The 19,904-nt window shown below is 45.6% G+C and carries 16 protein-coding genes; 8 read left to right on the forward strand and 8 right to left on the reverse strand.

The window, feature by feature from the left end; genetic code table 11:
* Nucleotides 1–15: 15 nt before the first annotated feature.
* The gene (locus NFI80_RS16590; protein WP_235165279.1) at nucleotides 16–1,344 is read right to left on the reverse strand and encodes a cytochrome c; all 1,329 of its coding nucleotides are present in this window, start codon (nucleotides 1,342–1,344) and stop codon (nucleotides 16–18) included.
* A 58-nt stretch (nucleotides 1,345–1,402) separates the two neighbouring features.
* A complete protein-coding gene (gene argB, locus NFI80_RS16595) occupies nucleotides 1,403–2,200 on the reverse strand; it encodes an acetylglutamate kinase (RefSeq protein WP_235165280.1) in 798 nt (265 codons plus the stop codon).
* A 129-nt stretch (nucleotides 2,201–2,329) separates the two neighbouring features.
* Here argB and NFI80_RS16600 point away from each other — a divergent pair, with 129 nt between their 5' ends.
* From NFI80_RS16600 to NFI80_RS16615, 4 genes are all read left to right on the forward strand, one after another.
* A complete protein-coding gene (locus NFI80_RS16600; RefSeq protein WP_235165281.1) occupies nucleotides 2,330–4,435 on the forward strand; it encodes a protein-disulfide reductase DsbD family protein in 2,106 nt (701 codons plus the stop codon).
* A gap of 81 nt (nucleotides 4,436–4,516) precedes the next feature.
* A complete protein-coding gene (locus NFI80_RS16605; RefSeq protein WP_235165282.1) occupies nucleotides 4,517–4,807 on the forward strand; it encodes a nucleotidyltransferase family protein in 291 nt (96 codons plus the stop codon).
* On the forward strand, nucleotides 4,794–5,132 hold the full coding sequence (locus tag NFI80_RS16610) for a HepT-like ribonuclease domain-containing protein (RefSeq protein ID WP_235165283.1): 339 nt from the start codon (nucleotides 4,794–4,796) through the stop codon (nucleotides 5,130–5,132). The genes NFI80_RS16605 and NFI80_RS16610 overlap by 14 nt, the downstream gene beginning before the upstream one ends.
* 88 nt (nucleotides 5,133–5,220) lie before the next feature.
* Entirely contained in the window at nucleotides 5,221–7,707 is a 2,487-nt protein-coding gene (locus NFI80_RS16615) for a glutaminase family protein (protein ID WP_235165284.1), read from the forward strand.
* Between the two features lie 61 nt (nucleotides 7,708–7,768).
* Here the strand turns inward: NFI80_RS16615 and NFI80_RS16620 are convergent, their stop codons facing one another.
* On the reverse strand, nucleotides 7,769–8,458 hold the full coding sequence (locus NFI80_RS16620; protein ID WP_235165285.1) for a hypothetical protein: 690 nt from the start codon (nucleotides 8,456–8,458) through the stop codon (nucleotides 7,769–7,771).
* Nucleotides 8,459–8,829: 371 nt separating this feature from the next.
* Here NFI80_RS16620 and NFI80_RS16625 point away from each other — a divergent pair, with 371 nt between their 5' ends.
* The 3 genes from NFI80_RS16625 (at nucleotide 8,830) to NFI80_RS16635 (ending at nucleotide 10,116) form a co-directional block, all read left to right on the forward strand.
* Entirely contained in the window at nucleotides 8,830–9,228 is a 399-nt protein-coding gene (locus NFI80_RS16625; protein ID WP_235165286.1) for a hypothetical protein, read from the forward strand.
* A 4-nt stretch (nucleotides 9,229–9,232) separates the two neighbouring features.
* Nucleotides 9,233–9,592, forward strand: a complete 360-nt coding sequence (locus tag NFI80_RS16630; RefSeq protein ID WP_235165287.1) for a helix-turn-helix domain-containing protein — start codon at nucleotides 9,233–9,235, stop codon at nucleotides 9,590–9,592.
* Between the two features lie 215 nt (nucleotides 9,593–9,807).
* Complete coding sequence (locus NFI80_RS16635) at nucleotides 9,808–10,116, forward strand: GIY-YIG nuclease family protein (RefSeq protein WP_235165288.1); 309 nt, start codon at nucleotides 9,808–9,810, stop codon at nucleotides 10,114–10,116.
* A gap of 275 nt (nucleotides 10,117–10,391) precedes the next feature.
* Here NFI80_RS16635 and NFI80_RS16640 read toward each other — a convergent pair whose 3' ends face one another.
* The 4 genes from NFI80_RS16640 to NFI80_RS16655 form a co-directional block, all read right to left on the reverse strand.
* A complete protein-coding gene (locus NFI80_RS16640) occupies nucleotides 10,392–13,517 on the reverse strand; it encodes an efflux RND transporter permease subunit (RefSeq protein WP_235165289.1) in 3,126 nt (1,041 codons plus the stop codon).
* A gap of 25 nt (nucleotides 13,518–13,542) precedes the next feature.
* Nucleotides 13,543–14,595 (reverse strand): efflux RND transporter periplasmic adaptor subunit, encoded by a 1,053-nt coding sequence (locus tag NFI80_RS16645; RefSeq protein WP_235161300.1) that lies wholly within the window; start codon nucleotides 14,593–14,595, stop codon nucleotides 13,543–13,545.
* Between the two features lie 7 nt (nucleotides 14,596–14,602).
* Nucleotides 14,603–15,934: a TolC family protein gene (locus tag NFI80_RS16650; protein ID WP_233794921.1), complete on the reverse strand. Its 1,332-nt coding sequence runs from the start codon at nucleotides 15,932–15,934 to the stop codon at nucleotides 14,603–14,605.
* Nucleotides 15,935–16,021: 87 nt separating this feature from the next.
* On the reverse strand, nucleotides 16,022–16,447 hold the full coding sequence (locus tag NFI80_RS16655) for a MarR family winged helix-turn-helix transcriptional regulator (protein ID WP_252172068.1): 426 nt from the start codon (nucleotides 16,445–16,447) through the stop codon (nucleotides 16,022–16,024).
* A gap of 249 nt (nucleotides 16,448–16,696) precedes the next feature.
* On the opposite strand from NFI80_RS16655, the gene NFI80_RS16660 reads away from it, so the two are divergent.
* Nucleotides 16,697–18,373: a hypothetical protein gene (locus NFI80_RS16660; RefSeq protein ID WP_235165291.1), complete on the forward strand. Its 1,677-nt coding sequence runs from the start codon at nucleotides 16,697–16,699 to the stop codon at nucleotides 18,371–18,373.
* Here the strand turns inward: NFI80_RS16660 and NFI80_RS16665 are convergent, their stop codons facing one another.
* On the reverse strand, nucleotides 18,374–19,843 hold the full coding sequence (locus NFI80_RS16665) for a M48 family metalloprotease (RefSeq protein ID WP_235161296.1): 1,470 nt from the start codon (nucleotides 19,841–19,843) through the stop codon (nucleotides 18,374–18,376).
* Nucleotides 19,844–19,904 lie beyond the last annotated feature (61 nt).

Raw genomic sequence — 19,904 nt, forward strand, 5'->3', positions numbered from 1 at the left:
AACTCATGAACACTCCTAATTCCATTTAAAAACCAGATTTTCATCTCCGGCCTCGCGCTCCACATACATTAAAATCAAGGTCATCATTTCCTGGTCGCTCCGCATATTTCCCGTGGACATTACCAGTTCGGGAGGGCTATGCGGGTTGGCGGGATTGGCCGCAGTGTTGTCATAAGTGCCTTCTACGTGCACAACGGCTCCTTTTGGCAGCAATAGTGGCTTTTTATATTTGTAAATTTCCTGCCAGCGAAAGTCCCACGCAGGCACATGCACCAGCTTCACCGTGTCGCCCGCGGCCGTGGTCGCATAGGCTTTGAACTCCTTACCCAGATAATGCATATGCGGCCAAGCGTAGAGCAACGAAACATCCGGCTGGTTATTGGCAATCCGCAAACGGAAACTTTTGACCTCATCTGCAAAAATCATGAACGGCGGACTAATGTCCTTCTCCCCGATCCCGCCCGAACCCAGGCTAATCACTTTCACCTTCCGCTTAATAGGCGTTTTCTTGAAGAAAATATTCACCCCATCGATGCTTTCGGCATCCACAGAAGACGGTCCGAAATGTACAGTTACCAGCACGACGCCGCGTTTTGGCATGATCCAACCCATATCTTCGGGATAGGTTTCAACGGTTGTTCCGGGAATCCAGCCGCCATAGTAAGTCATTTCCTTTTTGTATTTGACCCACTCATAATATTTATCGCCAGAAGGCCCGCTGAGGTCTACAAAATCGACTGTGTTGTTCAGATCAATGGCAGGATCTGCAACCGGGTGGATCGCAAAATTGGCGTGGTGAATGAGTTTTTTGTTATTGGAGGTAAATTCAATGGCCTCCACATTAGCCTCTTGTCCAAGTTCAAAAGGGATTTTGAACATCACAAAACGCTCTGCTGCATCGCCTTTCACCATAAATGGCTCCTTCATCTTTAAAGCGAGGTCTGGCTTACGCTTATAAGCCGTCCCGGCATTCACCCGCGTCTGCAACTCCTGCTCGGCTTTCAGGTTTTGCTTTCCCTTCGGCGTGCCGCCATCGATCCAGCCTACAATTGTCTTGATATCCTCATCGCTCAGTGAGCGGTCGTTGGCAAAGGAATTATAGTGATTGTCCGCTTTCCAGGGCGGCATATAGCGCGAGCTTACGACCTGTTTGATAAACTTGGAACGCTTGGTAACATCTTCAAAAGTGATGAGAGCAAACGGCGCCGCTTCGCCCGTCCGGTGACAAGGCACACAATTGGCATGAATGATGGGCTGGACATCCTTATAAAACTCCGGAACCTGGCCTGCACACAAATCACACAACAACAAAAGCACAAACAAAAGGCCTGTTCGGAACGGCATGGTAATGAGTGGGTTTATCTCATGCAATTTAACAATAGAAAATTGATTTTAAAATAATTTAAGAAATGGCATCCAACTTGATCACCGTTCCCGCTGCCGACTTCGTTGCTGCCAGCAAATCATCCGCGTGGCAGATTGTGACTTGCTTCACGCCGTCGTTTAAGGCTTCAAATGCGCTGTCCAGTTTTGGGATCATGCCTTTGTTGATGACGCCTGATGATTTATAATCGGCATATGAGGCTGGGTTGAGGGAAGAAATGACTGCATTATCATCGTCAGGGTCGGACAAAACACCTTTTTTCTCGAAGCAGAAAATGAGGTTTACTTCAAAAATTCCGGCCATGGCGATGGCTGTTGCGGAAGCCATGGTGTCGGCGTTGGTGTTGAGCAGCAGCCCTTCCGAGCTGTAAGTGAGCGGGGCGATGACCGGGATAAGGCCGCTGGCCAGCAATGCATTCACTTGCTTGGCATTAACCGCTTCAATGTCTCCAACGAAGCCGTAATCAATACTTTTAACCGGCCTTTTAATCGAACGTATGATGCCGCCGTCAGCGCCGGTGAGGCCGATGGCATTGCAGCTCAATGCTTGCAGTTGTGCAACAAGATTTTTATTGACCAATCCCCCATAAACCATCGTTACTACGTCCAGCATGGCTTTATCCGTAATCCTGCGACCTTCCACCATCTGCGTTTCGATCTGCAATTTGGCTGCCATTTGCGTGGCAACTTTCCCGCCGCCGTGGACGAGGATTTTAGGAGCATCGAGTTTGGCGAAGTCTTTCAGGAAACGTGCGCAGGCTTCGGGGTTGTCGATTACGTTACCGCCGATTTTGACGACATAAAGGGTCTGGGACATTGTAGTGGGTTTTTATGCTGTGTTCGAGCCGCAAAGTTAGCAGAAACGTACAGCGTTGGAAGTGTAATTTCGATTGATGAATTTTTTTGCCAAAATTACGTTGACTAAGCAAAGCAGAATTAAAACATTATGAAACGCCGCCTTCTCACCTCCCTTGTTCTTTGCCTATTTTTTTCGCAATCCGTTTTTTCCCAGCTTCAAAAGGCAAAAGCACATTGGACTTATTCATTTTCAAAGCCAGAGGTTAAAAAAGGCGAGACTGTCGATCTGATTTTCACGGCTGTTGTGGACAAAGACTGGTACATTTATTCCAGTGACTTCGATCCGGATCTGGGGCCGATGCTGACGACTTTTAATTTTGAAAAGAACAATACATTTGAGGTTGTTGGCAAGCTGAAACCGCAGAATCCCAAGGAAAAATTTGAGGAAGTCTGGGGCGGAAAAGTTCGCTATTTTGAAGGAAAAGGGGTTTTTAAACAAACTATAAAAGTACTCGCGGATAACCCGGTCATCAAAGGGGCATCTGAATATCAGACTTGCAGCCACGTAACAGGGCTTTGCATTCCGGGCAATGATGATTTTGAATTTAAAGGCCTGAAAGTCGTAGCAGGCGCCGCAACGAGCGACCCACAGCCGACCGTCGGGGCCGCAGCAACAGAAACGGGAACAGCTGCTTCCACAAGCGAGGCCACCGCAGCCACTGAAGATGTTGATTCGGCCTCACAAACAGCTTCGAATCCCACTGTAACAACTGCCGAAGCGCCGGAAGCCAACACCGCTGTGGAGCAAGCGTTAACCGCAGAAGATCCTGAAAAAGACACTTCGCTCTGGGGCTTCGCATTAGCCGCATTTTTGTCCGGATTGGTCGCGTTGCTTACCCCCTGCGTATTCCCGATCATCCCGATGACGGTGAGTTATTTCACCAATCAGGAAAAAGGGAAGTTTAAGGCACTCTTGTATGGCATTTCCATCGTTTTGATATATACATTAATAGGAACCGTCGTTTCGCGCTTGAATGGTCCGGCATTTGCCAATTTCCTGAGCACGCACTGGATTCCTAACCTGTTGTTTTTTGCCATTTTCTTCGTTTTCGGATTGTCGTTTTTAGGGCTTTTCGAGATCGTTTTGCCAAGTGGTTTTGTAAATAAAATGGATCAGAAAGCTGATCAGGGCGGCTATGCGGGCGTTTTCTTTATGGCGTTCACATTGGTGCTCGTTTCGTTTTCCTGCACGGGTCCTATTGTCGGGAGCTTGCTGGTGGCTTCTGCGGGCGGCGAAGTTGTAAAACCAATCATTGGTATGGCGTCTTTTTCCGCTGCATTTGCGATTCCGTTCACATTATTCGCCCTTTTCCCCCAATGGCTGAAATCGCTGCCTAAATCCGGCGGCTGGCTGAACACTGTAAAAGTCGTTTTGGGCTTCCTGGAACTGGCATTAGCATTGAAGTTTTTAAGCATCGCCGATCAGGTTTACCACTGGCGCTTGCTGGATCGCGAAATTTACCTCGCATTCTGGATCGTGATTTTTGGTTTGCTCGGTTTCTATTTATTAGGCAAAATCAGAACACCTCACGATTCCCCGCTTGAAAAAGTGAGTGTACCCAGATTGCTTTTATCCATTATCACCTTCACATTCGTCGTATACATGATCCCCGGCATGTGGGGCGCGCCATTGAAAGCATTGGCAGGTTACCTTCCGCCGCAATCGACATTGGATTTTGATTTAAACAAAAGAACAGCAGGCGTCGCCTCAACGATTGCCCCCGGTGAAACCCGCAAATACGCCGATCTTTTCCACTTACCGCACGAACTAGAAGGCTTTTTCGATTATAAAGATGCCTTAGCTTACGCCAAGAAAGTCAATAAGCCCGTTTTTATAGATTTCACTGGCCACGGCTGCGTAAACTGCCGCGAAATGGAAGCGAGAGTCTGGGTAGATCCAGCTGTACAGCAACGACTTAGAGATGATTACGTCATCGTAGCACTCTACGTGGATGATAAAACAGAATTGCCTGAGTCCGCCTGGTACACTTCCAAATACGATAACAAAGTCAAAAAAACCATCGGTGCCCAAAACGCCGACCTCCAAATCGTAAAATACAACAACAACGCCCAGCCACATTACTGTTTGGTCGATAACGAAGGAAATCTGCTGGTTAAGCCAAAGAATTACGATTTAAATCCTGCAAATTTTGCAGCGTTTCTGGATAGCGGGAAGGCAGCGTTTGGGAAATAGGACCTGTTTGCGGTGAATTTAATCAACGGAAAATCTGTTCGCATTTCTCAAATTTGTTATCTTTCACCAAATGTTGAGGTTATGAAAGAGATAGCAGAGATTGCCGCCAATTACTTCAAAGATAAGCCCGTCAAAAAAGCATATCTGTTTGGTTCTGCGGCAAGAAATGAACAAAACCAAGAAAGTGACGTAGACATTCTCGTGGATCTTGACTACGAAAAAGGCGCCGATTTCTTTACTTTTCTCGACATGCAGGAGCAGCTCACGACTTTGCTGGGCACAACGGTCGACCTTGTCAGTTCCAATGGTCTTTCGCCACACATCAAGCCTCACATTGATCAGGAAAAGAAATTGATCTATGAAAGAGTTTGACAAAGCACGACTCCTTCACATCATCGAGGCCATTCATTACATTGAAACTTTTATTGAGGGCAAAGTAAAAGATGACCTTTACAATGATCCAATGCTGCGCTTTGCGATAGAACGGCAATTGGAGATAATCGGCGAAGCGGCCAATCATTTGTCTGACGAACTTAAACTAACAAATCCTGAAATAGAATGGCGTAAAGTGATTGCGTTCCGAAACTTCATAGTTCATGAATACTTTGGTATTGACCTTGAATTGGTTTGGGATATTATTGCTAACAAAATTCCGCTTTTGAAAATGGTTGTAGAGAGAATGAATGCAACATTATAACATAAGAATGGCTTTTATAAATTTTGCAAGCTTATTTTAGGGGATCAATTTGATCCCTTTTTTATTTCCTAACAAGCCTAATATCCCAATGTCTAAACCCTGGCTGCTGATTTTATTTCTGTTTGCTGCGTTTTCTAGTTTTGCCCAAACCTTCCGGCCGCCTGCCGTTCCGCTAATTACAATTGATCCTTATACCAGCGTTTGGTCGTTTGGGAATGAGCTGAATGGCTCTGTAACGAAGCATTGGACGGGTAAGCCGCATCCGATGGACGGGCTGATCCGGGTGGATGGAAAGACTTACCGCTTTATGGGCGCACCCACGCCGGAGATGAAAACGATATTGCCAACAGCCAAACAAGCACCCTATACAGCCAAATTCACAACCATAAAACCGGATCCAAACTGGTGGTATAAAGAAGGTTATAACGTCAGCACCTGGAAACAAGGCCCTGCGCCATTCGGGACGAAAGATCGTAACGATGCCATGCTGCGGGGAGGCACCGAGTTTCCTCAGGAGATCTGGTATCGCCGCGAATTCACATTAACAGCCGCTGATTTCGAAAAACCAACCCTGAACATTTTCCACGACGACGATGTCCAGGTTTTCATCAACGGCGTTCCCGCTTTTGACTGCGCCCCTTGCTACACAGGCGATTATGAGTTCAAACCAATGAGTGCCTCAGCAAGAAAGTCCCTCAAAAAAGGCAAAAATATCCTGGCCGCCTACTGCAAAAACGGCGCCGGCCCTGGCTATATCGACATTGGCTTGGCAGACGAAATCGCGCCAAAAGGCGCAGATGTGATCCAGCTTGCAAAACAAACCGGTTTTAATATGACGGCAACCCAAACGATTTATGATTTCGTGGCTGGGCCGATTCAATTAAAAGCGCGTTTTGTGGCTCCATTGATCCTGAAAGACCTGAACCTCATTTCCCGGCCTTTAAATTATGTGGTTTATGATGTTGCGTCTACGGATGGAAAGACGCATGAAGTGGAAATTTTAAATGCGGTTTCGGGACTATGGGCGGTAAATGATGCAAGCCAGCAGGTCGCAGGAAAGCGGGGAGCCCCGGATGGCTTATTAATGTTGTCTCTTGCGAATACCGAACCGAAATTGCTCGGCCGCAAAGGTGACGACGTCCGCATTGACTGGGGCCGCGCCTTTTTATCCGCGCCGCACCGGTTTGTTAAAAGCTCCGGTTTTGGTCCGTCAGAAGAAGTGATTAAAATGTTTGCAAAAAGCGGTTTTGTCACGGCAAACCAGCGGGAGGCGGCGAATGCAGATACGAGATCGATGGCTTACGTGCTTGCGTTTGACAGTAAAATTGGTTCGCAAAGTCAATCCGTACACGCTATTATCGGTTACGACGATGAATATTCTGTCCAGTATTTTGGACAAAATCTCCGGCCATGGTGGAACAAAGAAGGGAATAAAACCATCGAAAATGAGCTGCAAAACGCAGAAACAGATTTTGCCAAAATCATGAAAGAATGTGAGGCAACGGACGAAATGATTTATCAGGATGCATTGAAAGCAGGCGGAAAACAATATGCCGATCTTTGTGTGCTGGCTTACCGCCAAGCTATTTCCGCACATAAGCTGGTTGCTGATCCTTCGGGCGCGCCGTTGTTTTTATCCAAAGAAAATTTTAGCAATGGCTCCATTGGAACGGTTGACATCACGTATCCATCCGCGCCATTGTTCCTGCTTTACAACCCAACCTTGCTAAAAGGCATGATGGAACCCATTTTCTATTATTCCGAAAGCGGCAAATGGACCAAACCGTTCGCGGCGCATGACGTTGGCACTTACCCACTTGCAAACGGCCAGACTTACGGCGAAGACATGCCCGTAGAAGAATCCGGCAACATGCTCACGCTCACTTACGCCATTTGCAAAGCCGAAAACAACATTGATTTCCCCAAAAAGCATTGGAAAGTCCTCACAACCTGGGCCAATTATCTTAAAAAAGAAGGCTTCGACCCTGCAAACCAGCTCTGCACCGATGACTTCGCCGGCCATCTCGCCCGCAATGCCAACTTATCGATCAAGGCCATTATGGGCTTAGCCTCCTACGCAAAAATGGCCGAGCAACTGGGCGACACAAAAGAAGCCACCGAAGTAAATGCCCTGGTAAAAGAATTTGCCCAAAAATGGATGCAACTAGCTGACAGCGGCGATCATTATGCATTAACCTTCGACAACAAAAACTCATGGAGCCAAAAATACAACCTCGTCTGGGATGACCTCCTGAACCTCAATGTATTCCCAAAAACAGTCGCCGAAAAAGAAATCAAATATTATCTCACCAAACAAAAACCCTTCGGCCTCCCTCTTGACAGCCGCAAAACCTACACCAAATCCGACTGGATCATCTGGACCGCCACATTAGCCACCAACCAGCAAGATTTCGAAGCGCTGGTAAAGCCGGTTTACAAATATGCAATGGAAACCCCCGACCGTATTCCACTTTCAGACTGGCATGAGACGGTAGATGGGAAGTCGGTTGGATTTAGAGCAAGGTCGGTTGTGGGTGGATATTGGATGAAGTTTTTGGGGGATAGGTGGAAGTGACCAGAACTTATAAATCCACATTAGATGATTCGGATTTATAAGCAAGCCTAATACAAGCTGCCTAGTTTATTTGTTGAACCGCATCTGGACCAACGTGAAAATTTGTATACGTTAAATTTGCTTCTGTCAGTAAGTTGTAGGTGAGCAAATTTACAGATTGCTTATTGTCCTTCGCTTCAAATTCAATTGTTTTAGTGATCCATTGATTAGTCTTATCCAAATTAATTATCACATATTTATTAACATATGGAGTAGTAGCATTGTCTTTTACCGATAAATAAGCATGTGAAGCAAAATGGCTTGCGCGACCGGCTTCTTGAATGCTGGTTGTAGATATACTAAAGGTAAGTTTGTATTTCTTGCCCTTTATCAAATTTTCCATGTCGGCGCTAGCTTGCCCACTACCTTGTGCATCAGTTACTACTGTTAAGATTGACCCAGGACCTGTTGAGGGCTCTGACAACGGTTGAACCCACTTTTTAAAAGGATTACCCCCGTACGCTGTCAAGCTAGATGTAGCGTCTCGCGCGGGATCTCCTAATTTCCATTTTTTAGGCGCGCAACCAATACAAGTTGGGCCGTCTGTAGATGGAAGATAATATGCAGAGAAAACCGGTCCTCCCTCTCTTAGATTTGAGCTCTCATTTGTAACAACCGTTCCAGGTTGTAGTGTATCTTCTTTCGAGCAACTGCTCATCATCATTAAAAAGGCCAAGCCCAAGCCAATTGGTAATTTTTGTACAAGATTCATTTTTACTTTGGTTGTAGTTAAACATTTGTTTTTATTATCGGCTACAAAACAAGGCTTTGGATTTCGATTTAATCGATTTGAATGAATGTGCGGACAGTTTGGTCTATTCCCCGGTATAGAGTGATTTCGGTCGGGAAATTTGTGATTTTTGGTTGGTAACTATTACTAGGATTGGTTTAGATATAGCTTGGAAATCAATCTAGACCGCCACATTAGCCACAACCAGCAAACTCCGGATTTTTGCGTTCATTCATCGATGCCAGCCGCACAATAATTGATCTCTCTTTATGTCAGTAATCACATACTTCTGCACATTACATTACGCAAAAAATATGAGTGTCTAGCATTTAATTAAGTTATAACTTAACTTTATGTCCAAATTCAGTATCAGGAAGTCAATTGCTGTAGGGAACACAAGAATTAAACTTTACAAGTTAATAATTGATAATAGTTGTCAGGTTGACGAGTTTGAGAAACTTATTTTATTAGAAGGAACATTTGGAAAAGATATTGGTAAGATTTACGCCACCATAGAAGCGGCATGCAATCTTTCAATACTTCCAAAAACATTGTATAGAGTTTTGAAGTTGCCGGGCACATCTTTGAAAGTTTATGAGGCAAAAAGTGCCAGTCTGAGATACTATCTTATCAAGCTGGAAAAGACAGGTAAGGTTATTGTTCTGGCAGGTAAAAAGAATGGTCAGAAATTGGATTTAAAGCATTTAGGCAAACTGATACAAGAGATTCATTCACAAGGCATTCAAAATTAATCATATGGTAACGGGAAAAGATCTGGTAAATAATCCAGACTATTGGCTTACAAAAACCCAGATAGAAGTGTTCAATCTTCTGAATACTTACATGCAGGAGCATCATCTGACTCAGAAGCAAGTAGCCGAAAAATTGAAAGTGTCGCCTTCATACGTTTCCCAAATTCTTAATGGCAATTTCAACTTTACCATTTCGAAGCTGATTGAGCTGGCATTGCTGGTTGGTAAAGCGCCGGTTATTCAGTTCATTACAGTGGAGGAAACATTTAAAGCGGATCAAAACACGCAAATAATAAATCGTCAATCCAGGTCAAGAGGCATTCCAAAAACCGAACAAAATATTTCAAGCAAGCAAAAGTTTTAAATCAAAGACGAAACAGGTTTCAATCCCCGCAAACTCAACATCTTTTATACTTTTCGTGACTTACTGCTTTTCTGTCAGAGGATTGAAGCGATGAAGGCGGCTTAATAACTAATGTGTTTTCATTTGAAATGGCCTGGGCACTTTGCTTTTGGCCATTTTTTGTGACTTAAAATCAAAACCAGCGTCTAAGATGTAAATCTAAACACGCTGGGGATATGAGAATTTACTATGTCTATATTTTGAAATGCTCTGATGAGAGTTATTACACCGGGGTTACGAATTGCCTGGAACGACGTTTTGCGGAGCATGTTAATGGGCGTAATGTTACTTGTTATACGTTTACTAGAAGGCCGGTTGAGCTGGTGTTTTTTCGGGAATTTGGATATATAAATGATGCAATTGCTTTTGAGAAGCAGGTGAAAAAGTGGAGTAGAAAGAAGAAGGAGGCGGCGATAAAGGCGTGCTGGGAGGAATTGAAGCTGTTGGCAGCATGTCGCAATTTAACACACTGCAAAAATAAGTAGCTGGACCGATCTTGGAGTCGTTTGAGAGATGTTCTATGCCCTGTCACCCTGAGCGGAACGGCCCGCCGGGCGGCCGAAGGGAGGACCCGGATGGAAAAGCGTTGTGCCTAGCTGGTGACGCCCTTCGGCTCCGCTCAGGGTGACAGGGGGAGGGAAGTCATGGAAAGGCGTTGCGCCTAGATGGTGACGTCCTGTCGCTCTGCTAAGGATAGCAGGGTGACAAAGAGAGATACTCTCTGCCTCCCCTCTCTGTCACCCTGAGCGGAGCCGAAGGGCTACCCCTCCAAAACCAACTCCTGCCTCCTCTGCTTCTTAGCCTTCCGGTTCGCGAACCGCTCCTTTACCTTATCCACAACATAATACACACTAGGAACCAGGAATATCGTTAGCAGCAATGAGCTCGTCAAACCACCGATAATTACCCAGGCCATGCCGTTTTTTACTTCGGCGCCGTCGCCTGAGGCTAGGGCGATGGGGAGCATACCGGCAATCATGGCGATGGTGGTCATCAGGATCGGGCGGAGGCGTTCTTTGCCGGCTTCGATTAATGCGTCTTTTAATGCGTGACCTTCTTCTTTTAATTGGTTAGTGAAATCGACGATCAGGATGGCGTTTTTGGCTACCAGACCCAGGAGCATGATCATACCGACGATAGAGAAGATGGTTAGGCTTTCCATGGTTAATGCTAATGCTGTCAATGCGCCTACCAGTGCCACCGGGATCGAGAATAGTACGACGAATGGGTAAATCGTGCTTTCGTAAAGGGCTACCATGATCAGATAAATAAGCACGATGCCGAGTACGAGTGCCAGGCCCAGGCTGCCGAATGCGTCGGCCTGGTTTTTCAGGTCACCGCGGTATTCGATGAATACGCCTTCGGGGAGTTTTACAGTAGCCATTTTGGCTTGAATGTCGGCTCCGATGGAACCGGATGGACGGCCGATTACCTGTGAGTTAATGCTGATAGAACCCAGACGATCAATGCGTTGCAGGACGCTTTCGCCCATTCCTTCTTTGATGGTGGCGAATTGAGAAAGTTCGAATGCTTGTCCTGCGCTGTTTACGAAACTCAAATGACGAATGTCGTCGGCGCTGGAACGGTTGAACTGGTCTAATGTGACCATAATGTCGTATTCCTTGCCATTTTCTTTGAATTTCGAACGGTCGTCGCCGCGGAATGCAGTTTGCAATGCTGCGCCTACTTCGGCTGCGTTGATGCCTAGTTGCGACATTTTCTCACGGTCCAATGACACGCCTACTTCGGGTTTCGGATCATCAACGGAGTAATCCACGTTCGCGGTCCCCGGTATCGATGCTACCACTTCTTTCACTTGCGCGGCAACTTTACGGATCGTAGGCATATCGGTCCCTTTTACCGCTACCTGGATCGGCGCCTGGTTGGCGTTACCCGTGATGGAAGTAGGTGCAACCGTAACTTTTACACCCGGGATTTGCAGGATCTCTTTTTGAATTTGTGTACCAAAATCTTCTGAGGATAATGTACGGTCCTTTTTATCAACCAATTGAACAGTTAAGTCGGCAATGTTGCTATTGGAAGTTGTTCCCAAACCTGTGCTGCTGTAACCGACATTGGTAAACACTTTGGTCACTTCTTTTCTGCCTAACAATAATTTTTCAACTTTCTGAGCAACCTGATTGGTTTGGTAAACCGATGCTGTTGGCGCAAGCTCAATGGACACATTCAACTCGCCGCGATCACTTTGCTGCATGAATGCTGCTCCGATGAAACCGCCCGGAACCAAAGCAATGGAGCCAACGATCAACACCAGGGCAAGAATGAAAACATATCTTTTGTGACCCAAAGCCCAGGTCAGCATGCGGCCATATTCGTCTTTGATCCGATCCAAAAACCTTTCAAAACCAAGGTTAAGGCGTCCCCAAAGTGTGTTTTTATCTAAAATTTCTATTTTACCAAAACGCGAAGCCAAAAGCGGTGTCAATGTAAAGGAAACGAACAAGCTCATTAATGTCGAGAATACGACCACAAGCGAGAACTCTCTCAGAATGTTACCGATCAAACCGGAAGTTAATGCAAGCGGCACGAATACCACAACGTCCACTAATGTGATCGCGAGGGCTGTGAAACCGATTTCTGCACGTCCGTCCAATGCGGCCTGCCATCTGCTTTTGCCCATTTCCATGTGGCGGTTGATGTTTTCCAAAACCACAATCGAGTCATCGACGAGAATACCAACCACCAGCGAAAGCGCCATTAAGGTCATTAAATTGAGTGAGAAACCTAAAAGGCTCATCAAAATGAAGGTCGGGATCATCGACGAAGGCAATGCTACCAGGATAAACATCGAGCTCCGGAAGCTATGCAGGAACATTAACATTACGATCGACACGATCAAAACGGCCAGGCCAAGGTCAAAAACCACGGCATCCGCGGAGGCCAATGTGTAAATGGATTGGTCGGATGCAATGTTGAATTTCAAACCGGACGAAGCATATTGTTTTTCCAAAGTCGTCAAACGCTCGCGGGTCAGCTTACTCACATCCACTGCATTGGCATCGGATTGTTTCTGGATTTGCAAGGCAACTGAGGGCGCTCCATTAATGTGGTTTACCGCAGTTGCATCGGCTGTGCCATCGTACACTTCGGCTATGTCTTTCAAAAAGACCTGCCCGCCAGTGCTGTTCCGGCCAACTATCACATTTCTCAGGTTTTCAACAGTGGTCAGTTTCGCATCAAAACGGATCGAAAGCTGATCTTCCTGCGTTTTTACCTGACCAGCTGGGTATGAAGTGTTTGCATTATTAATCGCAGCAGAAACCTGCGCGATCGACAGGCGATATGCTTTTAATTTATCCTGACTGATATTGACCTGAATCTGACGCTCCGTTCCCCCAATAATGGTCACCTGGCCTACACCGGTTACGTTGGAAAGCTGCGGTTTCAGTTTGTCATCAATCAAATCGTAAAGTGCTGATGGCGACATATTGGCCGTTACACCCATTCTCAAAACCGGGATTTCGTCGGTTGAAAATTTGTTGATCACAGGGCGGTCGGCATCGTCGGGAAGCAAGGAAATAACCTGCTCTACTTTACGCTGCGCTTCCTGTTGTGCCAGATCGACGCTGATGCCTTGTTTCAACTGGATAATTACAGAGGAAACGCCTTCCTGAGAAGTGGAATTGATCTGATCCAAACCCTCGATCGCCGAAACGGCGTCTTCGATGTGCTTGGTAACATTGGTTTCGACTTCGTCCGCAGCGGCTCCGCGGTAAGTCGTCATAACGCTTACAACATTAGCCTCGAATTTGGGCAACAAGTTGTAAGACAATTGTTTATAGCTGATCACACCAAATAGTATCAACACCGTGAATACTACTATGATGAAGAGCGGTCTTTTTACTGCTACTTCGGTGATTGACATTTCTTGATTCGTTTACTGATGAAAACTATTTGGTAACATTTACCGCCGCACCTTCGCTGAGGTTGATCTGGCCGGTTGTGATCACCGTTTCGCCCGATTTAAGACCCGACAAAACTTCAATATTATCGCCCAATTCGCGTCCTACCTGGATTTTGCGTTGTTTGGCAACCCCATTTTCAACCGTGTATACATACGGATTGCGAACGCTTTCTACCAATGCACTTCTCGGGATAAGCAATGCCTGCTGGCTGCTTTTTTGACTAAATTCAACACTTACAAATGTTCCTGCACGCAACTGACTTGAATTTTTAATCACAATCTCCACCGGATAATTGTGCGATTCGTCGCCCTGAGGCGCAATGTAAGAGATCACCCCATCGATTTTTTTATCGGGAAAAATGCTCGATCCAACTTTCACGTGCTGACCTTCTTTCAATTTATAAACATCATTTTCGGAGATCATTACCTGCACTTTCAGGCGCGACACGTCCAGGATCGTTCCCAATGAAGTTCCTACATTCACAAATTCACCCGGCTCAATGTTCTTCTTGATCACGCGGCCGCTGATCGGCGCTGCGATGGATGCATCATTGATCTGCTGCTTGATTTGCTCGGCCTGGTTCAAGGCATTTTCGTAGTTGTATTTGGTGTCATTCACCTGCACTTCCGTTGCTGCATTTCCTGCCAGAAGCTTGTTATAGCGATCCGTATCCTTTTTCAATTTGTTGATATTGAGCTCGGTGGCTTGCAATGAGAGCTCTTTTAATTTGCTATCCACCTTCACGAGCGTTGCGCCTTGTGACACAAATGTTCCAAGATCGTATTTCACCGCCAGGACCTTACCCGCCGAAGTGGCCATAATTTCTGCCTGTTTGAACGGGATAAGACTTCCCGTGCGGACCAACTGCTGGTCGGTGCTGCCTTCTTTTACTGAAACAGCGGTCACCGGAATGGTCACATTTTTGTTATCCGGCATTACTTTCTTGGCGTCCATCTTGGATTTATTGGCTACCAGGCGGAAGCCGATCAGGATCCCGATGATTGCAATGGAGCCGATGATGATGAGTTTTCTTTTCATGGTAAGCTTATGGCAGTGTTGAATAAAAGTTGTTAAGCGTGCCTTGCGACTGTTCAATGCCTAATTTGGCCTGATAATAGCTCAGCATGGAATTGATATAATTGCTTTGGGCCTCTTTGTAAGATGTTTCCGCGTTCAGCAGATCCGACAACGGCACCGTTCCCTCTCTGTATTGCAATGTGGTAACGTCGTAAACTTCTTTGGCCAGCGTCACATTACTTTCGTCATTGCCGAGGTTTAATTTGGCTTTTTGAAGTTGTGTGGTAGCATTATGGTTTTGAAGTTCGTAGTTCTGAACATTCAATTTCAGCTGTTCATTTTGTGTCAAAAGATTCAAATCAGCCTGCTTGTATTGTGCATCTCTTCTGAAACTGTCAAAAATCGGGATAGACAATTTTACGCCTATGGCACCGAAACTGAACCAGTTGCCCCAGGATTCGCCCAGATTCTGGCCCAGGGATTGCATTCCATAACGGCCGTAAACAGACAATTTGGGAAGATAACCTGCCTTAATCCGTTCTTTTTCCAATGATTGCAGCTGCATGTTCACATTCTGGATTTTGAAATCCGTCAGACTCGCCACGTCAAATTTCTCGGGCTCTACCAATTTGAAAGGCTGGCTTAATGGGTTGTCGGTCAATTCAAGTTGCTCGGCCAGCGGCATGCCCATTTGAAATTTCAGCTGGTTCTGGGAAAGGATTAAATTGCTTTCTGCTAATGTCAGCTGCGATTTAATGTTATTCAAACTCACCTGCGTGCGATCGAAATCCACTTTTTTGATGACGCCGTTATCCAGTTGCAACTGCAATGTGCCCAGGATCTGCTGCGTTTTTTCAAGGTTATCTTTCAAAAGGTCGATCTGCGCCTGCGTTACAAAAACCTGATAATAAGCATCGGTAACATTAAAAATGATCGTCTCTTTGGTCTTCTGCGCATTCAGGGCAGCATTTTCGAGGTTAGGCTTGTTTGCCTTGATTCCAACCAGCAATGCCTGGTCAAAAATTACCTGATCTGCCTGTGCGGAAACGTTGGTCGAGTATTTCGTTCCCAGCGCAACGCGGCGGTCTTCACCTCCAAAAAGCGCTCCCGGTAAAACCGTCGATTGCAGCTTAATGTTGTCGTCCAGCGCGCCATTTCCCGCCACTTGCGGCAGGTAACCTGCCAATGCCTCGCGCCCTTGTTGCACGGCAATGCTTTCTTTATACTGCGCAATTTTCACATTGCCGTTGTTCTTGATCCCGTAAGCAATGCAGTCTTTCAGGCTCAGGCGGGTTTGCGCCCAGCTAGGCCCGGCCGTGGCAACGAATGCCAGCATTGCTATGATCCATTTACTTTTCATCTTTTCTGGTTATTAATTATTTAAGGCTAATTCTGTATCTCGTTGATATGTCTACTGGTGATATATCAACTATTTATTTAAAAAATTTTATTCTCCTGCCACGGCCGCTACCCTATCCAGGTAACCTATGAATGTTTTGCGTTCCTCGTCCGTGAAATGCTCCATCACGCGATTGTCAAAAGCAATAACCATGGCCTGAATACGCTCGCAAACAAACTTTCCGCTTGGCGTCAGTGTGACCAGATTCTTTCTTTTGTCCTCAATATCGCTTTCTATCTTTAAAAAGCCATCCTTATGCAATGTTTGCACAGAACGCTGAATTCCTGCTTTATCCTTTTGCAGCAGATTCGCAATTTCCTGCTGCGTCATAGCGTGCTCCTGGAAATATACAACCATTAATATAGGTAACTGTTCGGCCAGGACCGGGATGCCTTCCTGCACCAGTTGTGCATTCATTTTCTTAAAAACAATTTTCGTCACGACCCCCAACTTGAATTGCAGGGAGTTTTTCATGTCCTCTTTTATGTTCGCAAAGAATTTAGGCTGTGTTGTGTTCATGGTGCAAATGTATATTACGTTGACATATCAACCAAATGAATAACAGAAAAGTTTTCCGATGTGCGAATAGTTTATGCATTAAAGTAAGCCCGACTTACCTGCAAATAATTGATACGCGCCAGATGCTCACCGGATTCTCTATTGCTAGCCTTTTGAATGAAATTCCTTCCCCCGATTGCGGCATAATCAAACGGGGAAAGGATCATGATTTTATTAAAAAGCAATCACGGAAGGGTAACACGAATGGTCTGTTTATTCCTGATACTAGTTCCTGTCACATGCTATACCATTGTAATAAGCTTCCTGCACTGGAATCTGCCGGTTTATGACGACTACATTATCCAATTTGAAATCGAGCAAATGATGAATAAAACTTCTTTGCCAGCATTCCTCGACATTCTTTTTAGCCAGCTTAATGAACACAGGCTGTTTTATACCAGGATTATCTTCCTGCTTAACTATCTGATTCAAGATAAGCTTTCTTACACCCTTTTAATTTTTCTGGGAAATTTGCCTCTGATCGGGATTTGGTTCATTGTCGCGGCTTGGCAGCGCCAGGCTTCTATGTCTATATGGATCAGCGTCTTTGCAAGCTGGATGCTGTTTCAATTTCAGTATCATGAAAATTCGCTATGGGCAATGGCGGCACTTCAGAATATAACCATCCACTTTTTGTACCTGCTGCTATTTTCGATGCTTGTCAGCAAGTCCAGGAAGATTTGGTGGGTTGCCCTTGCGGTAGGCGGGCTGATGTGCTATACTTCGGGAAATGGATTTATCGCCCTTGGGATTGGAGGAATTTCGCTGTTTCTTCAAAGGAGATGGCAAGACCTTTCAATCTGGATTCTGCTATTTTTCGTCACCATTTTGACATACTTCTATCAGTATCAGGCTGGCGCTGAATCTCATGCCACGAATGCCAGCACGGATACATTACTTGAAATATTACTCGGCCTGACGACTTTCATTGGACAAGGACTTGTTATTCACCAGTCACTTTCAGATGTAAGCATCGTAATAGTGCTTGGTTTCGCCGCTATTGCGGCATCCGCCTTATTATCACTACATGCCCTGCGCCATTTGCTGCCAATTTTTTGCTATAACGAGTTATTAACTGCAAAAGATAGTCTAATGATTGTGTTGGTCGAGGTGAACATTTTTATTATGCTCTCAGGCTTAGCGCTAGCCTGTAACCGAATGGATGCTGGCGACTATTCCGCAATGATTTCCAGTCGTTACCAACTGTATCCAACAATGTTGATTTTGGCTAATGTCTGCTTATTTCAACTCCTGTTCCCCAAAGTATTTCAGCGCATTTCCACAATCATGCTGGCTGCAAGCATCTTTGCTTGGCTGCTGATATTTCAGAAAAATCTGTCCAGCATGTATCTTTTCAGTGACCAGACGCTGGCCTACTATTTTAATACACAACAACTCTCCCAAACTGCGCGGGCACCGACTAGGACGATTTTTCAGCCTGATACTGAAACCACACTGTCACTTTTAAAGATAAGTCAAGCCCTAAAAAAAGCAACTGTTGATCAACGGGCCAGTAAAGCGATAAAGATTTCGGATCTCGATTATGTACATTGTATGAGCTGCGCTAACTCCCTGCATCCCGGCGACTTTGATTTTGTCGTTTTAAAAAATGCCCGCTTTCAGTTGTTATTTCCTTTACTGAGAAATGCGAACAAAGGTCTGCGATCCTTTTGGCTGAAAGGGAAATTGTTTGACGTTGGCAATACAGCGCAGCTATACTCTTTCTTTTTGAATGTTGGAGGTTTAAAAAAGCCCTACACGATCAGTCTCCTTGAAAAAAGAGATAAAAACATAACGCATTATTCCACCAACATTCAAATCGATTTGACAACAAATAAATGATTACTTACTCAGCGTTTTGATCAGCGTGCCTTTCGTTACTTTATCTGAAAGCGACATGCCGTTGATGATCGCGAGGTCGTCCATTTGCTTGTCTTGCTGATTGAAATCTCTTAGTGCATCCTTTAAAGAACCATCGCGTTGCACGGTTTTGATCCTGATGCGGTCTGGCTGACGGTTCAGAATACTTCCGTCCGTAACAGATTTAAAGCCACCCGCAACCGACTTGAACTGCCCCATGCTTCCCGCGAAGTTCGCAGCTTGCGATACGCCGTGAATAGCATAAATATTACCGCCATACTGGATCAGCCACGTTGCCACCTGTATGGAATTTGCCGTAGGTGCTGCCTGCTGACCACTTTGCGTCTGAGCTGCTTGTGTTGCAATCATGACAAGCGCAGGATTACCATTAATGGTCGTTTTTTCATTTTCAGTAACCTGCAACCCATAATTTTTGATCACCGCTGCACTGGCTTCTTCCAGCGATTTTCCGGGAGCGAGCATAAACAGCATCATTGATTTGCCATCTTTGGCAGCCATCTGGAACTGTGCAGGTGAATTTTCGTATTGCCAGCCACTTGGAACCGGTAACTGGAACTTCAATTCAGGATGGTAAAACATATTGTTTTCTACAAATCCCTGCTTTGGGTCCGTTCCGTAAATGATGCCCTCGATTTTGCGCAGATACGCATCGCGGTTCACATTATACTTCGCCGGATGCTCTTTCTGGTATTCTGTCGCCAGCTTTTCCACTTTCGATTGTCTGCCGCCCGGATCCGGGTGGGTCGATTGGAAGGTTGGGATCGTTTGTCCGCTCTTCTCGCTGATTTTTTTCAATGTGCCAAAGAAATCGGCCATCTGGTGTGCATCGTAACCAATCTTGCTGGAATATTCAACGCCAATTTTGTCCGACTCCGACTCGTGCTCCCGGCTGTAACTCAGGAGCAATAAGCCCAACGCCTGCTGCGTCTGATCTGCAAGCCCGCGAACGGTTTCTGAAAGCACCATTCCGGCCATTAATCCTACCTGACCAAAGATCTGCGACGTTTGCTGGCGAGCGGAATGTCGTGCGGTAATGTGCCCGATTTCGTGACCCAAAACACCTGCAAACTCGGCCTCATTATTGAAATGTGCCATGATACCCCTAGTAAAGTATACGTAACCGCCAGGCACAGCAAATGCATTCACAACCGGCGAGTCCACGATGAAGAATTGGTACGGCAAATCGGGGCGGTGAGAGATATTAGCCATTGCTTTTCCCTTCTCATTGATAAAGGATTGCAGGTTCTTATCGTCATAAATGCCCATTGTAGCCACGATCGACGGGTGGGATTCGGCGCCAAGCGCTATTTCCTTTTCCTTCGACATAAAGATGATTTCCTTTTTGCCGGTAACCGGATTTTTGGAACAGCCCGACAGGAAACCTGCACCTATGAGGCACACAAGAATGTGAAATTGAAATTTCATTTTCATACAAATTAAAAAAGAAGCTTTACGAGAGAGTTATTCAAAAATTAACGTCTGTGGAATATTC

This window comes from Dyadobacter chenhuakuii (assembly GCF_023821985.2).
In the GTDB taxonomy this organism is placed as follows: Bacteria; Bacteroidota; Bacteroidia; order Cytophagales; family Spirosomataceae; genus Dyadobacter; species Dyadobacter chenhuakuii.

What these genes read in the sequence shown, in the direction of transcription:
- NFI80_RS16615 (WP_235165284.1), top strand. Translation starts at nt 5,221, where the DNA reads ATGTCTAAACCCTGGCTGCTGATTTTATTTCTGTTTGCTGCGTTTTCT.
- argB (WP_235165280.1), bottom strand. Translation starts at nt 2,200, where the DNA reads ATGTCCCAGACCCTTTATGTCGTCAAAATCGGCGGTAACGTAATCGAC.
- NFI80_RS16590 (WP_235165279.1), bottom strand. Translation starts at nt 1,344, where the DNA reads ATGCCGTTCCGAACAGGCCTTTTGTTTGTGCTTTTGTTGTTGTGTGAT.
- NFI80_RS16635 (WP_235165288.1), top strand. Translation starts at nt 9,808, where the DNA reads ATGAGAATTTACTATGTCTATATTTTGAAATGCTCTGATGAGAGTTAT.
- NFI80_RS16620 (WP_235165285.1), bottom strand. Translation starts at nt 8,458, where the DNA reads ATGAATCTTGTACAAAAATTACCAATTGGCTTGGGCTTGGCCTTTTTA.
- NFI80_RS16665 (WP_235161296.1), bottom strand. Translation starts at nt 19,843, where the DNA reads ATGAAAATGAAATTTCAATTTCACATTCTTGTGTGCCTCATAGGTGCA.
- NFI80_RS16640 (WP_235165289.1), bottom strand. Translation starts at nt 13,517, where the DNA reads ATGTCAATCACCGAAGTAGCAGTAAAAAGACCGCTCTTCATCATAGTA.
- NFI80_RS16600 (WP_235165281.1), top strand. Translation starts at nt 2,330, where the DNA reads ATGAAACGCCGCCTTCTCACCTCCCTTGTTCTTTGCCTATTTTTTTCG.
- NFI80_RS16660 (WP_235165291.1), top strand. Translation starts at nt 16,697, where the DNA reads ATGATTTTATTAAAAAGCAATCACGGAAGGGTAACACGAATGGTCTGT.
- NFI80_RS16610 (WP_235165283.1), top strand. Translation starts at nt 4,794, where the DNA reads ATGAAAGAGTTTGACAAAGCACGACTCCTTCACATCATCGAGGCCATT.
- NFI80_RS16655 (WP_252172068.1), bottom strand. Translation starts at nt 16,447, where the DNA reads ATGAAAAACTCCCTGCAATTCAAGTTGGGGGTCGTGACGAAAATTGTT.
- NFI80_RS16650 (WP_233794921.1), bottom strand. Translation starts at nt 15,934, where the DNA reads ATGAAAAGTAAATGGATCATAGCAATGCTGGCATTCGTTGCCACGGCC.
- NFI80_RS16625 (WP_235165286.1), top strand. Translation starts at nt 8,830, where the DNA reads ATGTCCAAATTCAGTATCAGGAAGTCAATTGCTGTAGGGAACACAAGA.
- NFI80_RS16605 (WP_235165282.1), top strand. Translation starts at nt 4,517, where the DNA reads ATGAAAGAGATAGCAGAGATTGCCGCCAATTACTTCAAAGATAAGCCC.
- NFI80_RS16645 (WP_235161300.1), bottom strand. Translation starts at nt 14,595, where the DNA reads ATGAAAAGAAAACTCATCATCATCGGCTCCATTGCAATCATCGGGATC.
- NFI80_RS16630 (WP_235165287.1), top strand. Translation starts at nt 9,233, where the DNA reads ATGGTAACGGGAAAAGATCTGGTAAATAATCCAGACTATTGGCTTACA.